An 18,231-nucleotide genomic window follows, 5' to 3' on the forward strand; every position below is an offset into this window, starting at 1 on the left:
TGTTGCTAAGTGAGAGATTGTCGAACTTTCATTGTGGAGCGTTATTGTATAGGCTTTCTAATGTATATGAAGGGTCATTGGAGAAATACCCTTTGGTCATGACATCTATCACATCCTTTCCATTGTTGACATAAGTTCCTGTGGCGTGATTCATCAGCCCGGAACATTCCCGTCCGGCGCCGGCATTGCCGTTGTCCCAATAGAATACGGCCATGCCATTGGTGCGTGCAGCTTTGCATACATATTCCAGGTAGTATTTGCGGAATGCTTCAGAACGGTTGTTGTTGCGGTGTACGCACCCCATTTCTCCAATGTATACGGGAATCCCTTTTTCTACGTAAGCGGTTCTTAATGCTACAAAGATTTTCTCAAGATGCTCTTCGTCTCCCCAGTTCTCTTTTTTGCTGGGGGTGCCGGTGTGTCCCCACTCTGTAAATTTATCTTCCAATGCGAAGGTGGCAGGGTCGTAGTAGTGTACTGATATTAACAGACGGTCTTGTGCCGGGTCTGTCGGGAGCTGCAGGTGTTTTATAGTAAGATTAGGGCTTGTGCAATAGCCGCTGATACCCAAGTAGCGGGTTGCATTGTTGCCGCCGGTGGCACGGACGGCATCTACAAAAACTTGTTGCCATTCGTTGAGTATGGCATATTGTTTGCCTCCGTCGGTGGTATTGGTGCCAGAGCCCCATCTTCCGTCATGAATTTCATTGAGGCCTTCAAAAATGAGGAACTCGCCTTTGTTCTCGAAACGTTGGGCTATTTGTGTCCACATGGATTTGAGTTGCTCTTTGATAGCGGTATTCATGTCCTTGTTTTGTGCTGCTCCTACGATGTCAAGCCAGCGATGCTCGTCAAAACCGTCTTCGTGGATGTGGCGGTGTCCGTCATGATGGATGTTGATAATGGCTTTCAGTCCGGCTTTTTCAGCATATTCCACTACTTCTGCCACGCGGTTCATCCAGTCCGTGTCGATGTGATAGTGTGGGGCCTCGCCTACTTTTCCCAACCAGGTAACGGGGATGCGGACTGATGTAAATCCGGCTTGTTTTACTTTCAAGAGTGTTTCTTGTGTAACTTTGCCGTTGCCCCATGAGGTTTCGTCGGCTATTTCGTTTACATGGGCATCAAGCTGGTTACCCAGATTCCATCCGAGCCCCAACTCCTTTGCCACTTTTACAGCAGGGAGATTCTCGTCTATGGCAGGTTTGCTCTCTTGTTCATTATTTGCAGCCTGGGTGATGATGATGATGGTTTCTTTTTCACCGGCCGTGATAGTTATGCCGGCTTCACGGGCATTCCCTTTATTGGCTTTTGCTGTAAATGTAAATGACGTAAGGCTATCGGAAGAAGTATTTGATTTCAGTGTTATCCACCCGGCATCGGATTGGGCTGTTGCGATGGGATAGGATGAAACACGGATGGTTATTTCGCCACCGGCAGCTGCGAGATTCTGAGGGGATACACTTTTCACGGTGAGATAGGGCAACTCCTCTATGGAGGAATTGGAGCTGGAACAGGACAAAATGTTTATGGACAATAGTATTGCCATTACATTCTTCAAGCAGATGAATTTTGTGCTCATAAAATCAGTTTTATAGGTTTATGGCGACAAAGGTAGTGGCAATGGGGTTATGTATAGTTTGAAATCCTGCATATAGAGGTTTGAAATCCTACAAATCAGCCTATATTCATTCTTTGCCCGGTGTATCGGCTGGGTTGGACACCGAAATATTTCTTGAATAAGGTGCTGAAATATTTGGAGTTTACAAATCCCGTTTGTATGGAAACATCGGTCACCGGTATTCCTTGTTGCAGTAGGGCGGCAGCTTGCTCAAGGCGGATAATACGGATGAAGTCTTGCGGGGTATGCCCGGTAAGAGCTTTCAGCCGTTCGTGGAAGAGAGTCCGGCACATAGCCATGTGCCGGCAGAGCCGGTCAATGTCGAATTCAAAATCGCTTATGTTATCTTTCACGATTTGGGTTGCTTTTTCCACAAAGGCACTGTCCGCATTATTGGGCACGGCAGATTGTACAGGCATTTCCTTGATGGTCTTGTCTGTTGAAAGGGTATGTTGCAGAGCAATTTGCGTATAGTATTGCCGCAGGCGTCTGCGATTCTCTATTTGTGCCTGAATTTTGGCTTTCAGTATATCTATGTCGAAAGGTTTGGCTATGTAGTCATCGGCTCCTTTCTGCAATCCTTCTATGATGGATGTCCTGAAGGTCTTGGCGGTAAGTAGTATGACCGGTATACCTGAAGTGGCAGGAGTGCTTTTTATACGGTGGCACATTTCGTCACCCGGCATACCGGGCATCATTATATCAGATAACACTAAACTGGGATATTGCGTTTCCATATATTCCAGCGCTTCTTGCGCATTGGATTTGTCTATGACCCGGTAAACCGGTTCAAATATACGGCGCATATAGAGGCGGAGTTCATCATTGTCTTCTACAATGAGCAATGTATCCTTGTCCGAGTCACAAAGTGTGGTGTTTTCGGTGGTAGTGAAATCTTTCGTGATTGGAGTGGTAGTGGGCACGGCAGAGGCTGTGACTGCAGCCTTGTTGAGTATGAGCATGAACTCCGAACCTTGGTTTACGATGGAGTTGACTTTGATGTCCCCTTTCAGTAAAGTGGCAAACCGCTTGGCTTGTAATAGTCCCAAGCCGATGCCCGGAGTGCCGGAACTGATGGCATTGCTGGCACGGAAAAAACTTGTAAACAGTTTCTTTTGTTCTTTGGGGGAGATGCCGATACCTGTATCGCTGACGATAATCTGTACTTTGTCAGCTTCGGCTTTCACGTCGATGCTGATTTTCCCTCCAGCAGGAGTGTATTTAAGAGCGTTGGATAGAAGGTTGGTAAGTATCCGGTCCAGTAATTTACTGTCGGCCCACACCCCCAACTGGCAGTTAATGCTGCTTGCCTGCAATGTTTTCTGTTGCTGCTGGCAGAGCGGTTGAAAGATAGTGAAGAGGTTGTCGATATTCTGTTTTAGTGGCACAGCCTCCATTTTGGGGTTCATACTGGAATGGTCTATTCGTTCAAAATCAAGTAGCTGTGATAATATGTCCAGTAGCTTGTTGAGATTGGAATGTGCCAGCCCTATAGACCGGATGGCGTCTGCATGAAGTGTGGAATCCTGACGCAATTCGTCCAAAGGAGCTTTGACAAGCGTAAGTGGGGTACGGATGTCGTGGGCTATGCTTACGAAGAAGGCAATCTTTTCGTTCATATAGTGGCGCACCAACTGTTGCTGTTTGCTTTTGATAATCACTCCTATAATACCGCATAGGGTTATGGTATATAATAGCCAAGCCCACCAAGTGTTCCACCATGGCTGGCAGATGGTGATGCTTGTTGTCCGGTTGCTTAATATAAGCCCGCTGTTGAGGCTGTATGACCGTATGCAAAGTTGGTATTTGCCTGGTGATACATTCGTGTAGCGCAGTTGCTCATTGTTTTCCAACTTGTTCCAGTCACGGTCAAACCCTTCAAGCATGTATTCGTATGCAATGTCTTCCTGATAACGGAAACTTACTGATTCAAATCCTATTGTGAATGAATTGTGTCGGTATGATAAAGTGATGGTGCTATCTGCCAGCATTTGCATGAGCTCTGGACGCATGTCTGTGGATTCTCTGCTGTCTATATTGTCTATCCGGAAGTTGGTGAGCTGTAAAGACGGGGCCTGATAGGAAGTGAGTGAAATGTGGGGTTTGAAAATCAGTACTCCGGTGGTGCTTCCCAGTGCTACACGTCCATCTGCCAATAGGATAGCGGCGGAACGGTTGTAGAATCTCGACATCACATGCTCAAAGTTTTGGTTGTATATCTGCATGGACGGCTGTGGGGGAAGGCAGGCCAGTCCGTGGTCGGTAGTTATCCATAACATCTTGCTGTGGTCGATGAGCAAGGCACTTACACGATTGGAGGGCAGACGTTGCTCGGTAGAGAAAGCCCTTTTTTCAAGAGTTTGCAGATTGCACAAATAAAGGCCTCCGCCATCACTTCCCAGCCATGCTTGTTCATCGTCTATAAATGCTATGGATTGAATGAAAGCATTGAAATCCTCCCCTTTGTTGTCGGTGCTCTTAAATATATGTGCCTGTTTCCCAGTTTGTTTGTTTATCAGTACCAGCCCGTCCACTGTGCCTACAGCAATGGTATGTGCATCCTTTTGTGCTATGCAACGTGCTTTAATTACGTTGTACGATTTCCACTGCCGGGTAGGGTGCTCCAGTTGCAACAACTGGTTGTCCATTGTCCCTATCCATAAATCTCTGTCTGTATCAAACTGTACTGTAGAGAGGTAGTCGGAAGGCAAACTGCTGTTGGTGCTTAAGTAATGATGTAAAATTTCTCCCTGGCTGTTGAGAAGAAAGACTCCATTGCCATAAGTGCCTGCAGCGATGATATCCTGGGAATCGATGGAGATACTTAATACCACATTGCCTGGAAGTATCTGCCTGCATCGGTTATTTGGGGGATTGTATATGCTGATACCATTATCGGTGGCAATCCACAATTCACCGTTGCTTTGTTCGCAGAATGCATTTACATTGTCATCGGCTAAGGATGGTTCTTCTCCTTTGCGATGTCTCAGTAAAGTTGTACTGGTTTCCTCGGGCATCATGAGAAATGCCCCGCCGGTATAAGTCCCTATCCATATATTGTCTTCGCAATCTCGGCATAGGGAATACACTCCCATGGCAGTAAGCATCCGGTTGGTGCGCGTGAAGAGTGGCTCCGCTTCGCCGCTGGATAAGTTGTAGGTGTACACTCCATCTCCATCAAAACCCAATAAAACGGTGGACGGTGTCATTTCTATCATGGAACGGATAGGAGTGTGAGGGAGAGAACCGTTTTTGACAGGCTGCTCTTGCCATGAACTGAGACTGATACTTTTCACTCCACAGTTGAAAGTACCTATTAATAATATCTCCTTGTTTGGAAGTGGTAGGAGACTTTGTACATAGGTGTCCGGGCAGAGTTTTTGTAATAAATTCCTATCCTTGGAATAGATACGTAAGTCACATGTGGTACCTATGGCCATACTTTGAGGTAATTCTGTGATATAGGTCACATGGCAGTCGGAATCAATAAGTTGGGGCGTTTCACCTAATAGACAACAGTAGAGACCGCTATTGAGCCCTATCCACAACTGTTCCTGAGAGTCAATAAAAAGGTAATGGAGAACCAGGCCCATATAAATATGTTCGGCTAAATCAAGGTAGAGCTCAAATTGATCGGTAAGCAGGTTATATCTGTAAATCCGTCCTACGTTATTATAAGCATAAAGTGAATTGTTGGGGCTTATGGTTAACATGGTAGTACTTCCTGAGGCATCGGAAAACCTTTGGTTGGTCCCTAATTTATAGCTTTTCATCGAGCGCCCGTTGAAACGGTTGATTCCATCAAGTGTGCCCATCCATATAGCTCCTGACTTGTCTGTTGCGATGGAAAAGACCCGTAGGCTGTTCAACCCCTCTTCTGTACCAAATTGTAGGCTGGAAAAACGCTGGATATGCTTGTCTGCATGGGCTGTGATTGAGAACAGCATGAAGAAAAGCAAGACCAGAGTCTGTAGAGTTTGTTTAGTGCAGATATACATTTGCTATGCAATGTTGGTTAACGAGTACAAAAGTACATTAACTCTGTGAATGTTCAAAACAATAATCCAATAAGTTCGAATTGTTGAAAGTATTTGTATTGAAAATCAGTGCCTTGTGATAAAATGCAAGAATTCAAACCTGATATGTGGGGATTCAAACCTGATGAATGGATACTTTAATGAACTTTGCGGCCTAACCGAGAATCTGGTTTACAAATTTTATTATTAATATTATGAAAGTAAAGAAATGTAAAAACACGTTACTCTGCGGCACACTTACTCTCTGTTTGTGGGGAGGTTTTTCGCAAGTGAGGGCTGCTTCATTTGAAAATTTTGCAATAGAACAGCAAAGCAACAAAGTAACAGGTATTGTGAATGATGAGTTTGGTCCGGTGATAGGAGCCTCTGTTGTTGAAAAAGGAACCAGCAATGGTGTAGTTACTGACCTGGATGGTAAATTCAGTCTGAATGTTAAACCTGGAGCAACATTAATCATCAGTTTTGTAGGATACAAACAGCAAGAAGTAAAGGCTGGTAATGCTCCATTGAACATTGTACTTGAAGAAGACAGCAAGATGCTGAGTGAAGTGGTCGTAACTGCTTTAGGTATTAAGCGCGAGCGTAAGGCTCTGGGATATGGTGTGGCTGAAGTGCAGGGTGAAGCGTTGACCAAGGCCAAAGAAACGAATGTCATCAATTCAATGGCGGGCCGTGTTCCAGGTTTGGTAGTGACCCAGACTGCAGGTGGAGCTTCCGGTTCTTCCCGTGTGATATTACGTGGTAGTACAGAGATGACTGGTAATAATCAGCCTTTGTATGTGATAGACGGTGTACCTTTGGATAATACCAATTTTGGTAGTGCCGGTACTTACGGCGGTTTTGACCTTGGTGACGGTATTTCCAGTGTCAATCCTGATGACATTGAAAGCATGTCGGTGCTGAAAGGACCTGCTGCCTCGGCTCTTTATGGTAGTCGTGCCAGCCACGGTGTGATTCTTATCACGACCAAAAAGGCCAATAAGGATAAGGTTAGCGTGGAATACAACGGAACGCTGACTTTTGATACTCAGTTGGCTAAATGGGATGATGTTCAGCAGGTCTACGGTATGGGTGCCAACGGAACTTATCCCATTAACGCGGTGTCTAATACGAACATGAGCTGGGGTGCCAAAGCTGACGGTACCAATATGCTTAAGTATTTTGATGGTGTGGAACGTCCTTACCTGATAGTTCCTGACAATACTTCCCAGTTCTTCCGCACAGGCTTTACTGCAACTAACAGTGCTATCATCGGGGTGAATAATGGCAAGACCGGTATTCGTTTCACCTATACTGATATGCGCAATAAGGATATTGTGCCAAAGACTCACATGAGCAGGGACATCTTCAATTTGCGCGCCAATACCAGTGCCGGGAAGTTTGACTTGGATTTCAGTGTTAACTATACCCGTGAAGATGTGAAAAATCGTCCTGCATTGGGAGACAGCAAATCGAATATTGGAAAGAATTTAATGACTTTGGCCACCACTTATGACCAGGCATGGCTCAAGTCTTATCAGGATGCCAGTGGTGAATATGCCAACTGGAATGGTATGGACCCTTATAATGTGAATCCTTATTGGGATGTTTACAAGAACTCAAACAGCTCTAAGAAAGACCAATTCCGTTTCAATGGTAAGGTTGTCTGGAACATCACTCAACACCTGAAGGTACAAGGAACAGCAGGAGCTGAGCTTAATTGGTTTACTTTTGAAGACTACAAGGCTCCTACCACGCCGGGATATGAATCCGGTTACTTGCAGAATAATAATTTCCGTAATCGCATGTATAACTTCGAGCTTCTGGCCCTCTATAATAACTCTTGGGGGAATTTCGACTTTAATGCGACATTGGGAGGTAACTTGTACAAAGTGAATAACCAGACTATAGTCACTACTGCCAAGGACATGAAGATTCGCGATGTGGTGGCTTTGATGAGCTTCAATGAAGTAAGTGTAGAGCCTTACAGTTATCGTAAGCAGATTAACTCTATTTATGGTGCCGTTAACTTGGGTTGGAAGCACATGCTTTACTTTGATGCAACCCTTCGTGGCGACCAGTCTTCCACATTACCCATCAGTAATAACATGTATATCTATCCTTCTTTCTCCGGTAGCTTTGTATTCTCCGAGTTGCTGAAGTTGGGTGACAAACTTCCTTATGGTAAAGTGCGTATGTCATGGGCGCAAGTTGGTAGTGATACCGATCCATATCAGCTCGGATTGGTGTATACCAAGTCTAAGTTTGCTTATCCCGGTTATACTATTGGTTATATCAGTAACGGTACTATCCCCAATAAGGATTTGAAACCTACCAAGACCAATTCATTCGAAATGGGTCTGGAACTGAAATTCTTGAAGAACCGTATCGGCTTGGACTTCACTTATTACAGCCAGCTTAGCAAGAATCAGATTATGGGTATGGCCAGCTCCTCGACTTCCGGCTACGGCTATCGTTTGATTAATGCGGGTGAAATTGAGAATAAAGGTGTGGAAATAGCTTTGAACACTCGTCCGATTCAAACGAAAGACTTCTCTTGGGATTTGAATTTCAACTTCTCGAAGAATAGTAATAAGGTGAAGAAACTGGTGGACGACATGGATATGTTTGAACTGGAAAAGGCTACATGGCTTGACGTACAAGTGGCTGCCAAGGTAGGTGAGAATTTCGGCTCTATCGTAGGTCCCGACTTCCAGCGTAACGAAAATGGTGATATTCTTATCGATCCCTCAACCGGATTGCCTATGTACGACAAGAGCAACCATGTGCTGGGAAATGCATCTTGGGACTGGACCGGCGGTGTTTATACCAACTTCTCCTACAAGAATATTTCACTTTCTGCCGTGTTTGATGTGAAGGTAGGTGCTGACCTTTATTCTATGTCAGCTCGGGCCGCGCATGAAACAGGCAAGAGCATGGCCACTTTGGAAGGCCGCGAAGCATGGTATAAGTCCGAAGAGGCTCGTCAGGCAGCAGGCTATGCCAAGGATTCTCCTGACTGGATACCGACCGGTGGTTTCATTGCTCCGGGTGTGATTGACAATGGTGACGGCACCTATCGTGAAAACGACATTATAATTAATCCAGAAAAGTACTGGATGAATGTTTGCCGCAATGCGCCTTCTATGTTCATCTATGATAACTCTTATGTAAAGTGCCGCGAAATCACGCTGAGCTACACCTTACCTAAAACCTGGTTGAAGAATGTAATAGACGGACTGACAGTATCGTTTGTAGCCCGTAATCCGTTCATTGTCTGGAAAAATATTCCAAACATTGACCCGGACTCCAACTACAACAATACCACCGGTATGGGTATGGAGTATGGTTCACTGCCTTCACGCAAGAGCTACGGCTTCAATATTAATGTAAAATTCTAAGAGACCCCATACAATTTATCCAATACATTATTAAAAAAGATATATACAATGAGACACTATAAATCATATATCACAATGGCGTTGGCAGCATGTACTTTGTCTTTTGCTTCTTGCAGCGATGAGTACATGGAGAACATGAATACCGATCCCTCAAAGGCTGCAACCATTGACCCCAACGCACAGCTCACGACTGCCCAACTCCATACTTATGGTGACCTGGAGGTGAGTGAAACTTACCGTAGCTACATTTATGCCTTTAATCAGCAACTGATGGGCTGCTGGAATACTACGAATTATGGTGGCCGCCATACACTTGACCTTAACGAGATGGGGCATATCTGGCAGAACTACTATTTGAAAAATATCAAGGACCTTACCGATGCGCAGGCACGCACTACGGATGATGACGAGAAGGTGAACATCAATGCGGCTGTCCGCATCTATCGTGTCTATCTCATGTCTCATCTTACTGATATTTATGGTGATGTACCTTACTTTGAAGCGGGAAAAGGCTTTATTGATGGTAAGTTCACGCCTAGATATGACACGCAAGAAGAGATATACAATGACTTTTTTGCGGAACTCGACGCTGCCGTAACAGCTTTTGATGGTACCAAGGACCGCATCACCGGAGATGTCATTTATAACGGTGATATAAACAAATGGAAGAAGTTTGCCAATTCACTCCGCCTGCGTTATGCTATGCGTATCTCGGATGCCAACCCACAGAAGGCCCAGGAAGAGTTTGAAAAAGCTTTGGCTGCAGATGGTGGTATCATTGTCTCTGGTGCTGATGACGCACTGATTCCTTATTTGGATATTGCTTTTGACTTTGGTGGCGAAAGCTATTCCGACTATCGTCGCAACGCTTTGTCACAACGTCTGTATGGTAACGACCCTCGCAATAACCCCAGTTTTATCTGCTCTACTTTTTATAATCAGCTGTTCAATACTGGTGACCCTCGTTTCCTTGCTATCATACGGTTCTACTTTGACCAGATAATGAGCACAACCAGTACCGAAGGCCGCATTGATATCACTGAAGAGGTATTGGCTAAAAATATGGCGCATCCGCGCGATCCAGGTGCATTCTTCTATGAACCTTGGCCCGAAGCGTACGAGAGCGACCTTATAAAAGAATTGCAGGAAAGCAATCCTGCCATTGAAAAGATTTCCATGGATACAGAAACGGAACCCAAGTTGGCAAGTAACTTTCTTGAGGGCGAAAACCCGGGAGTGGTTATAACCTCGGCCGAAGTGGACTTCCTGCTGGCAGAAGCTGCTCTGAAAGGATGGAATGTGGCTGGCTCCGTAGAAGAGCATTATAGAAAAGGTGTACGTGCGGCTATGGACTTCTTGACGGACAATTACGGATGTGATAAAATAACTGATGAAGAGTTCGACAACTATATGGTCAATAACATCATTGGTTACACGGTAGAGCAGAAAAAGGCATCTATCAATACGCAGGCATGGATTCTGCATTTCACCAATCCGTTGGAGTGTTGGGCTAATTTGCGCCGTTCCAACTACCCACAGCTAAAGTCTCCTGCAGAGTATGGCTTCAGCCAGGTTCTTACTGGGGGGGCAGCTATCCCGGTCCGTCTGTGCTATCCTGTGCTGGAATCTTCATACAATAAGAAAAACTATGAGGAAGCGCTGGAGCGTATGGGAGGTAATAATAGCTGGAATACCCCTGTGTGGTGGGATAAAAATAATGTTCAATAATTTCTGTTCAACATCAAATTAACTATCAATATGAAAAAGATATATGTTATGCTGTTTGCCATATTGGCATTCAACGCCTTCTTGACAAGCTGCAGCGACGAAGAGCCGTTCTCTACGGCTACGCCCAATGATGAGCCTCGTATACTCGACCCTACCTTTCCGGACCGGGTCAATGGAAATCTGGCCACATTTGCCAATTTCAGTCGTGACGGCAAATTTTCGATGAAACTCACGGTGACTCCCGCGGACTATACTACCGTAACCTGGTTTGTGGATGGAGAAGAAGTGGCTACCGGTACTGAAATAGAAAAGGAATTTATGGCAGGAACTTATCACCTTAAAATAACAGCTACCACCACTGTTGGGAAATCCACTTACCGTGAGGGGCTTATCCAGGTAAATCCTTTAGCGGATGACCCCAGTGCCACTGAAGTGGCATTCGAACGTATTGTGGCTCCCGGTAATAAAGCTTGTCTTTACGGCGATAACCTGGATAAAGTGGAAAGCATTCTTATTGGTGGGATGGCTGCCACGGATATTACTTATGTGGAGTCGGAAGATGGCAATTATGTGGAATATACTGTGCCTGCCGGCTTGTCGGAGGGAGACTACCGGGCTATTTTTATCGATGCCGAAGGAAATGAATATGGCGCCAATAAAGTGAAAGTGACTAAAGGGGCTATGATTACAATGGGAGCCAACCGTGCTACCGTTGGTACGGCATGGATAATGACCGGTATTAATCTTGATGCTGTTGCCTCGGTTGCGGTAGCTGATGTGGAGGTAGTGGAATTTGCAGAGCAAACTACCACTTCTCTCACGCTGATTTGCCCGGAACTGGCAGAAGGGGAATATACAGTGACTGGTAAGACCAAGACTGGTGAGAGTATACAGTTCTATGCCAATGGTGAAGTTACTACAGAACAGAAAGTTACTATCTCTTCTGAGAAAGCCCTATGGGAAGGCCATCATTATGTGTCTTGGGACAAAGCGGACGGTGATCCGAACAAATCGTTCAACCTAATTCCTCAAGAAGTGATGACTGCCCTTAAGCCGGGAACTATTTTGCGGGTGTATTATTCGATAGAGCCTACAGCAGAATATCATCAGATGCAACTTGCTACCGGTTGGTGGACAGGGCTGATGGATAAGATAGAATTCAGTGAAGATGGTGTTTACGAACTGATTATCACCCAAGAGGTTATTGACAAGATAAATGCTGAGGCCGGATTCCTTTGTGTGGGACACGGTTACTATGTTGACTTGGTAACAGTTCAATAATTTCTAATAAAGAGTGAAAAAATGCATACTTACATTTTACGATTTTTTCTGCTGTTTGCTGCATCTGCCACAAATCTTAGTGCACAGATACCCATATATCAAAATCCTGATATGCCTATCGAAGTGCGCGTTGAGGATGCGTTAAGCCGTATGACACTTGAAGAAAAGGTGGCACTTTGCCATGCGCAGAGCAAGTTCTCATCGGCAGGGGTGCCCCGTTTGGGTATTCCAGAGTTGTGGATGAGTGATGGACCTCATGGAGTTCGCCATGAGTTTGAATGGAATACTTGGAATTATGCGGGTTGGACCAACGACTCTATTACGGCTTTTCCTGCTCTTACGGCTCTTGCCGCCACTTGGAATCCGGATATGGCTGCACGCTATGGCAAGGCTATTGGCGAGGAGGCACGTTATCGTAAGAAAGACGTATTGTTAGGTCCCGGTGTCAATATCTACCGTACTCCCCTTAATGGGCGTAACTTTGAGTATATGGGTGAAGACCCTTATCTTGCCGGTGTGATGGCGGTTCCTTATGTCAAGGAATTGCAAAAGAACGGTGTTGCTGCTTGTGTGAAGCATTTTGCATTGAACAACCAGGAGCTGTGGCGTGGTACCGTTGACGTTGAAGTGAGTGACCGTGCTCTTTACGAAATCTATTTGCCTGCTTTCAAGCAGGCAATAGTGGAAGGGGGGGCATGGAGCGTCATGGGAGCTTATAACAAGTATCGTGGCCAGCATTGTTGCCATAATGCCCGTCTGCTCAATGATATTCTACGTGATGAATGGGGTTTTGACGGTTGTGTCATTACGGATTGGGGAGGAGCTCACGACACCAAAGAGGCTGCTCTTAATGGTCTTGACATTGAAATGGGGTCTTATACCAACGGTTTGACTTCGGATAATAGCTTGGGGTATAATCTCTATTATTTGGCAGACCCCTATCTGGAGATGTTGAAGAAGGGGGAATTGCCGATGGCGTCAGTGGATGCGAAAGCGAGAAATATACTGCGTCTGATTTTCCGGACTTCATTGAATCAGAATAAGCCGTATGGCTCACTCTGTACCAAAGAACATTATGATGTGGCTAAAGTAATAGGTGACGAGTCCATCGTACTGTTGCGGAACAATGGCATTCTTCCATTACAAGCTGATAAGTATAATCGGATATTGGTGGTTGGTGACAATGCTGTCCGTAGACTTACGGATGGTGGCGGTTCGTCGGAATTGAAACCAAAAGATATGATTTCTCCACTTGATGCACTGCGTGCCCTATATGGTGATAAGATAGAATACACCCAGGGTTATGCATGTGGCCGTCCCTTTTTTGGATATGAGGAGGAAATGCAACAGACGGTGATAGACTCTTTGCGTGTTGAGGCTGTGGCAAAGGCACGGCAGGCAGATGTTGTTATCTATGTGGGAGGTTTGAATAAAAATGCTTTTCAGGATTGTGAATCTACTGACCGTAAGTCGTATAATTTACCTTTTTCTCAAAATGAATTGATAGAAGAGCTTGTTGCTGTCAATCCAAATCTTGTGATAGCCAATATCAGTGGCAATGCTTATGCTATGCCGTGGTTGAAGAAAGTGCCTGCAATCCTGCATATTTCTTATTTGGGGACCATGGGAGGAGCGTCGATTGCAGATGTTATCAGTGGTAAAGTGAATCCATCGGGTAAACTGCCTTATTCTTTCCCGGTGAAGTTAAGCGATTGTTCGGCGCACTCTTTTGGTGAAGGGGCTTATCCGGGTATCGATACTGGCAAGGAAGATGTGTCTTTGACGGATTATCAGCGCAATGTCGGTGTCAACCCTAAAGAAGAGTATAAAGATGATATTTTAGTAGGTTATCGTTGGCACGATACAAAGAAGATTCCGGCTCTTTTTAGTTTTGGCCATGGATTGAGTTATACTTCTTTCAAATACGGCAAGTCTCGGCTGTCATCGAAGACGATGGATGAAAAAGGAAGTATCAAGGTGACAGTACCCTTGACTAATACGGGTACGAGGATTGGTAAAGAAGTGGTACAACTTTATCTTGGAGATCCGGTGTGTAGCGTTATCCGTCCATTGAAAGAGTTGAAGCATTTTACAAAAGTAGAGGTCGAACCTGATGAAACTGTTCAAGTGGAATTTGTTATCACTCCTGATGATTTGAAGTTTTTTGATGAGGCAAGCCATCGATGGGTAGCTGAATCGGGAGTGTTCAATGTGTATGTCGGGACTTCATCTGCAGATATTCGTTGCATGCACTCCTTTAAATATATATGTGATTGACGTAATAATTCAATGGCAATTAAACATATATGTGAAGAAAACGTACTGCCTTTTAGGCAGTACGTTGCATAATGAATCATTCTTTTGAAGCTTGAAATTTAATCAATATCCATTATCTTTGTATATTTGGATAGATAATTGCTAATATAAAACCATGATGAAACAGAAACTTCTTTGCCTTTTGCCATTCTTCCTATTGTCGGGATGTGGACAGGCTACTTACAAGAATGCATCTCTGCCGGCAGAAGAGCGTGCCGGACTTTTGCTGAAGGAACTGACGCTCGAAGAGAAGGTGTCCTTGATGATGGACAGCTCCAAACCAGTGGAACGTCTGGGCATCAAGCCCTATAACTGGTGGAATGAAGCGTTGCATGGAGTGGCGCGTGCCGGGCTGGCCACAGTGTTTCCCCAACCGATTGGTATGGCGGCATCCTTCTCGCCGGAGACTGTATACGAGGTATTTACTGCTGTTTCTGATGAGGCCCGTGCCAAGAATGCCTACTATACATCCCAGGAAAGCCATGAACGCTATCAAGGATTGACGATGTGGACGCCTACAGTGAATATCTATCGCGACCCCCGCTGGGGAAGGGGTATAGAGACTTATGGGGAAGACCCTTATCTGACCAGCCGTATGGGTGTGATGGTTGTAAAAGGTTTGCAGGGTACGAACGATGGAAAATATGACAAGCTGCATGCTTGTGCCAAGCACTTTGCCGTACACTCCGGTCCGGAATGGAACCGCCATGAGTTTAATGCGGAAAATATCAAGCCCCGTGATTTGTATGAAACTTATCTTCCTCCTTTCGAAGCTTTGGTGAAAGAAGGAAAAGTGAAGGAGGTGATGTGTGCCTACAACCGTTTTGAGGGCGATCCTTGTTGCGGTAGCGACCGCCTGCTGATGCAGATTTTGCGCGATGAGTGGGGATTTGACGGTATTGTCCTTTCGGACTGTGGAGCTATTGCCGATTTTTACAGAGATTATGGTCATAAGACGCATCCTGATGCAGAGTCCGCTTCGGCGGCTGCGGTGCTGAGTGGGACTGACTTGGAATGCGGTTCGAGTTACGAGGCCCTGGTAGAAGCGGTGAAGCAGGGAAAGATTGATGAAAAGGCAGTGGATGTAGCAGTCAAGCGCCTTTTGACGGCTCGCTTTGCCTTGGGTGAAATGGACGAGCCGGAGAAGGTGTCCTGGACCGGCATTCCTTTTTCTGTGGTGGCTTCTGCCGGACACGACTCTCTGGCGCTCGACATGGCTCGCAAGTCAATGACACTGCTTATGAACAAGGATAATACCTTGCCGTTGAAGCGTGGAGGGCTGACTGTAGCCGTGATGGGTCCGAACGCCAATGATTCTGTGATGCAGTGGGGAAATTATAACGGTATGCCTCCGCACACAGTCACCATTCTGGACGGAATTAGAAAAGCCTTGGGGACTGATGACCGGCTTATTTATGAACAAGGCTGCGGATGGGTGGAGAGAGCTCAGATACAGAGCGTCTTCAACCGTTGCAAGACTGCCGACGGGAAACCCGGATTCAGTGCACGCTACTGGAATAACGTGACTCGTGACGGTGAGCCAGTCACTACTGCCCAAGTGACCACTCCTTTCCATTTCTGTACATCCGGTGCCACGGTTTTTGCTCCGGGTGTGAACCTTACCGACTTCTCGGCTACCTACAACAGCGTATTCACTCCCGACCAGTCGGGAGAGGTGGTCTTTGACATCTATGCTTATGGCTCAGGGAGATTGCGGATAAATGGGGAGGAAGTGAGAGGATTCTCCAATCAGCACGGTGGGCAGAAGAGTGCTTATACTTTGCAGGTACAAGCAGGAAAAACGTATGACGTTGAATTGGATTTTGAATATTTCCGTAGCGATGCACAGCTGAACTTTGACCTTGGATTTAAGAATGAAGTGGATGTGAGGAAATCTGTGGAGCGTGTAAAGGATGCTGATGTCGTGGTCTTTGTGGGAGGAGTCTCTCCGAACCTCGAAGGCGAGGAGATGGGTGTTGAGCTTCCCGGATTCAGAGGAGGCGACCGTACTGATATAGAGTTGCCTGCTGTCCAGCGGGAACTGATTGCCGCTTTGCACCGTGCCGGTAAAAAGGTGGTGTTGGTGAACTGTTCAGGTTCTCCTATCGGCTTGGAGCCGGAAGCCGGGAGGTGTGGAGCTATCTTGCAGGCATGGTACCCCGGTCAGGCAGGTGGTACGGCTGTAGCCGAAGTCTTGTTCGGTGATTACAATCCGGCAGGACGCTTGCCGGTAACCTTCTACCGTAATGTGTCACAGCTTCCTGATTTTGAGGATTATAATATGACCGGCCGGACTTACCGTTACATGACCCAGGAACCGCTTTTCCCCTTCGGTCATGGATTGAGCTATACCTCTTTCAGCTATGGTGCTGTGGTGCTTGGTTCGGATAATATAAAGTCCGGTGAGAAATTGAGATTGAGTGTCCCCGTAACCAATACCGGCAAATGTGACGGTGAAGAGGTTGTGCAGGTCTATTTGAAGAAAAACGATGATGTAGAAGGACCGAGCAAGGCATTGCGTGCTTTCAAGCGGGTACATATCCCGGCAGGAAAGACGGTCGATGTAGAGTTTGATTTGGGTGATAAAGAGTTGGTGTGGTGGAATCCGCAAAGCAATACCATGTGCGTTTCCGAAGGCAGTTATGAACTGATGGTGGGCGGTAGCTCGCAAACTGCTGATTTGCTGCGCCGGTCTTTTGTCATTCAGCCTTGATACATCACTGACAGAGTCAAAAAAAGTTTTCCGCTTGAGGGTGAGTTATGACCCTCAAGCGGAATTTTTATATACTGGGAATACATGTTCTTAATAATCCTTAATACTATATGTTAACTCCCTTGTTTCTTTGTACTTCTCTAATTTTAATTGATATATTTGTGATATCATTATGATATCAATTAAATTTATAGAATATGGAAACAAAAGAGTGTGGTTTCAGTGGTTTCAAGATGAATGGCTTTCTGGCCTTGTTCCTTCATTTGGTAGTGCTTACGGCGGTGATAATCTTTGGATTTCTCATTTCTGTGCCTACCTTGATCCTTTCGGTGTGTTTGTGTTTGGTATGGTTCATTCTGTTTGCCGGCTATATGGAGCTGGAGCCGAACGAGGCGCGTGCCATGGTGTTCTTTGGCAAATATAAAGGGACGTTCAAGGAGACCGGCTTTTTCTGGGTAAACCCTTTTCTTAATAAGAAGAAGCTTTCGCTTCGTGCACGCAATCTGGATGTGGAGCCGATAAAGGTGAATGATAAGATTGGCAATCCCATACTTATAGGATTGGTATTGGTGTGGAAGTTGAAAGATACTTATAAAGCCATGTTTGAGATTGACTCGCAGACGATGGCTGCATCCACTCCCACAGCAGGCAATGCCAACCAGGTGAGCCTTGGTAATGCGGTGGCCAACCGTATGAATGCGTTCGAGAACTTTGTGAAGATACAGAGTGATGCCGCCCTTCGTCAAGTTGCCGGTCAGTATGCCTATGATGATAATGAGGCTGATACGGAGGAACTGACGCTTCGCTCCGGTGGCGAGGAAATCAATGAGCAGTTGGAACAGAAGTTGAACGAGCGTCTGGCCATGGCGGGTATGGAAGTGGTGGAAGCCCGCATCAACTATCTGGCGTATGCACCCGAAATTGCTGCTGTGATGCTGCGTCGCCAGCAAGCATCCGCCATCATTACGGCACGCGAGAAGATTGTGGAAGGGGCAGTCTCTATGGTAAAAATGGCGCTCCATAAACTTTCTGAAGAAGAAATTGTTGAACTGGACGAAGACAAGAAAGCGGCAATGGTCAGCAATCTGTTGGTTGTGCTTTGTGCGGATGAGGCTGCACAACCGGTAGTCAATACGGGAACGTTGAACCATTGAT

Annotated in this window: 8 protein-coding genes; 6 read left to right on the top strand and 2 right to left on the bottom strand. The window is 45.8% G+C overall.

Annotated features, from left to right (window positions below; all coding sequences use genetic code 11):
* Positions 1 to 28 precede the first annotated feature (28 nt).
* Both DW096_RS09535 and DW096_RS09540 read right to left on the bottom strand, forming a co-directional pair.
* Positions 29 to 1,582: a cellulase family glycosylhydrolase gene (locus DW096_RS09535; RefSeq protein ID WP_118930978.1), complete on the bottom strand. Its 1,554-nt coding sequence runs from the start codon at positions 1,580 to 1,582 to the stop codon at positions 29 to 31.
* A gap of 95 nt (positions 1,583 to 1,677) precedes the next feature.
* Positions 1,678 to 5,619: an ATP-binding protein gene (locus DW096_RS09540; RefSeq protein WP_098032540.1), complete on the bottom strand. Its 3,942-nt coding sequence runs from the start codon at positions 5,617 to 5,619 to the stop codon at positions 1,678 to 1,680.
* Between the two features lie 233 nt (positions 5,620 to 5,852).
* Between DW096_RS09540 and DW096_RS09545 the strand changes: the two genes are divergently transcribed.
* From DW096_RS09545 to DW096_RS09570, 6 genes are all read left to right on the top strand, one after another.
* Entirely contained in the window at positions 5,853 to 9,038 is a 3,186-nt protein-coding gene (locus tag DW096_RS09545; protein ID WP_117866235.1) for a SusC/RagA family TonB-linked outer membrane protein, read from the top strand.
* A gap of 48 nt (positions 9,039 to 9,086) precedes the next feature.
* Positions 9,087 to 10,766, top strand: coding sequence for a SusD/RagB family nutrient-binding outer membrane lipoprotein (locus DW096_RS09550; RefSeq protein WP_117866236.1), 1,680 nt, complete (start codon positions 9,087 to 9,089; stop codon positions 10,764 to 10,766).
* Positions 10,767 to 10,796: 30 nt separating this feature from the next.
* A complete protein-coding gene (locus DW096_RS09555; protein WP_117866237.1) occupies positions 10,797 to 12,047 on the top strand; it encodes a hypothetical protein in 1,251 nt (416 codons plus the stop codon).
* A gap of 21 nt (positions 12,048 to 12,068) precedes the next feature.
* A complete protein-coding gene (locus tag DW096_RS09560) occupies positions 12,069 to 14,324 on the top strand; it encodes a glycoside hydrolase family 3 C-terminal domain-containing protein (protein ID WP_117962645.1) in 2,256 nt (751 codons plus the stop codon).
* A 157-nt stretch (positions 14,325 to 14,481) separates the two neighbouring features.
* Positions 14,482 to 17,076, top strand: coding sequence for a xylan 1,4-beta-xylosidase (xyl3A, locus tag DW096_RS09565; RefSeq protein ID WP_117962699.1), 2,595 nt, complete (start codon positions 14,482 to 14,484; stop codon positions 17,074 to 17,076).
* Between the two features lie 197 nt (positions 17,077 to 17,273).
* On the top strand, positions 17,274 to 18,230 hold the full coding sequence (locus DW096_RS09570) for an SPFH domain-containing protein (protein WP_005835316.1): 957 nt from the start codon (positions 17,274 to 17,276) through the stop codon (positions 18,228 to 18,230).
* Position 18,231: the final 1 nt, after the last annotated feature.

Source organism: Bacteroides sp. AM07-18, assembly GCF_003602695.1.
Taxonomy (GTDB): Bacteria; Bacteroidota; Bacteroidia; order Bacteroidales; family Bacteroidaceae; genus Bacteroides; species Bacteroides uniformis.

Bases quoted from the DNA above. Each gene is read 5' to 3' on its own strand.
- DW096_RS09535 (WP_118930978.1), bottom strand. From the start codon at position 1,582: ATGAGCACAAAATTCATCTGCTTGAAGAATGTAATGGCAATACTATTG.
- DW096_RS09540 (WP_098032540.1), bottom strand. From the start codon at position 5,619: ATGTATATCTGCACTAAACAAACTCTACAGACTCTGGTCTTGCTTTTC.
- DW096_RS09545 (WP_117866235.1), top strand. From the start codon at position 5,853: ATGAAAGTAAAGAAATGTAAAAACACGTTACTCTGCGGCACACTTACT.
- DW096_RS09550 (WP_117866236.1), top strand. From the start codon at position 9,087: ATGAGACACTATAAATCATATATCACAATGGCGTTGGCAGCATGTACT.
- DW096_RS09555 (WP_117866237.1), top strand. From the start codon at position 10,797: ATGAAAAAGATATATGTTATGCTGTTTGCCATATTGGCATTCAACGCC.
- DW096_RS09560 (WP_117962645.1), top strand. From the start codon at position 12,069: ATGCATACTTACATTTTACGATTTTTTCTGCTGTTTGCTGCATCTGCC.
- xyl3A (WP_117962699.1), top strand. From the start codon at position 14,482: ATGAAACAGAAACTTCTTTGCCTTTTGCCATTCTTCCTATTGTCGGGA.
- DW096_RS09570 (WP_005835316.1), top strand. From the start codon at position 17,274: ATGGAAACAAAAGAGTGTGGTTTCAGTGGTTTCAAGATGAATGGCTTT.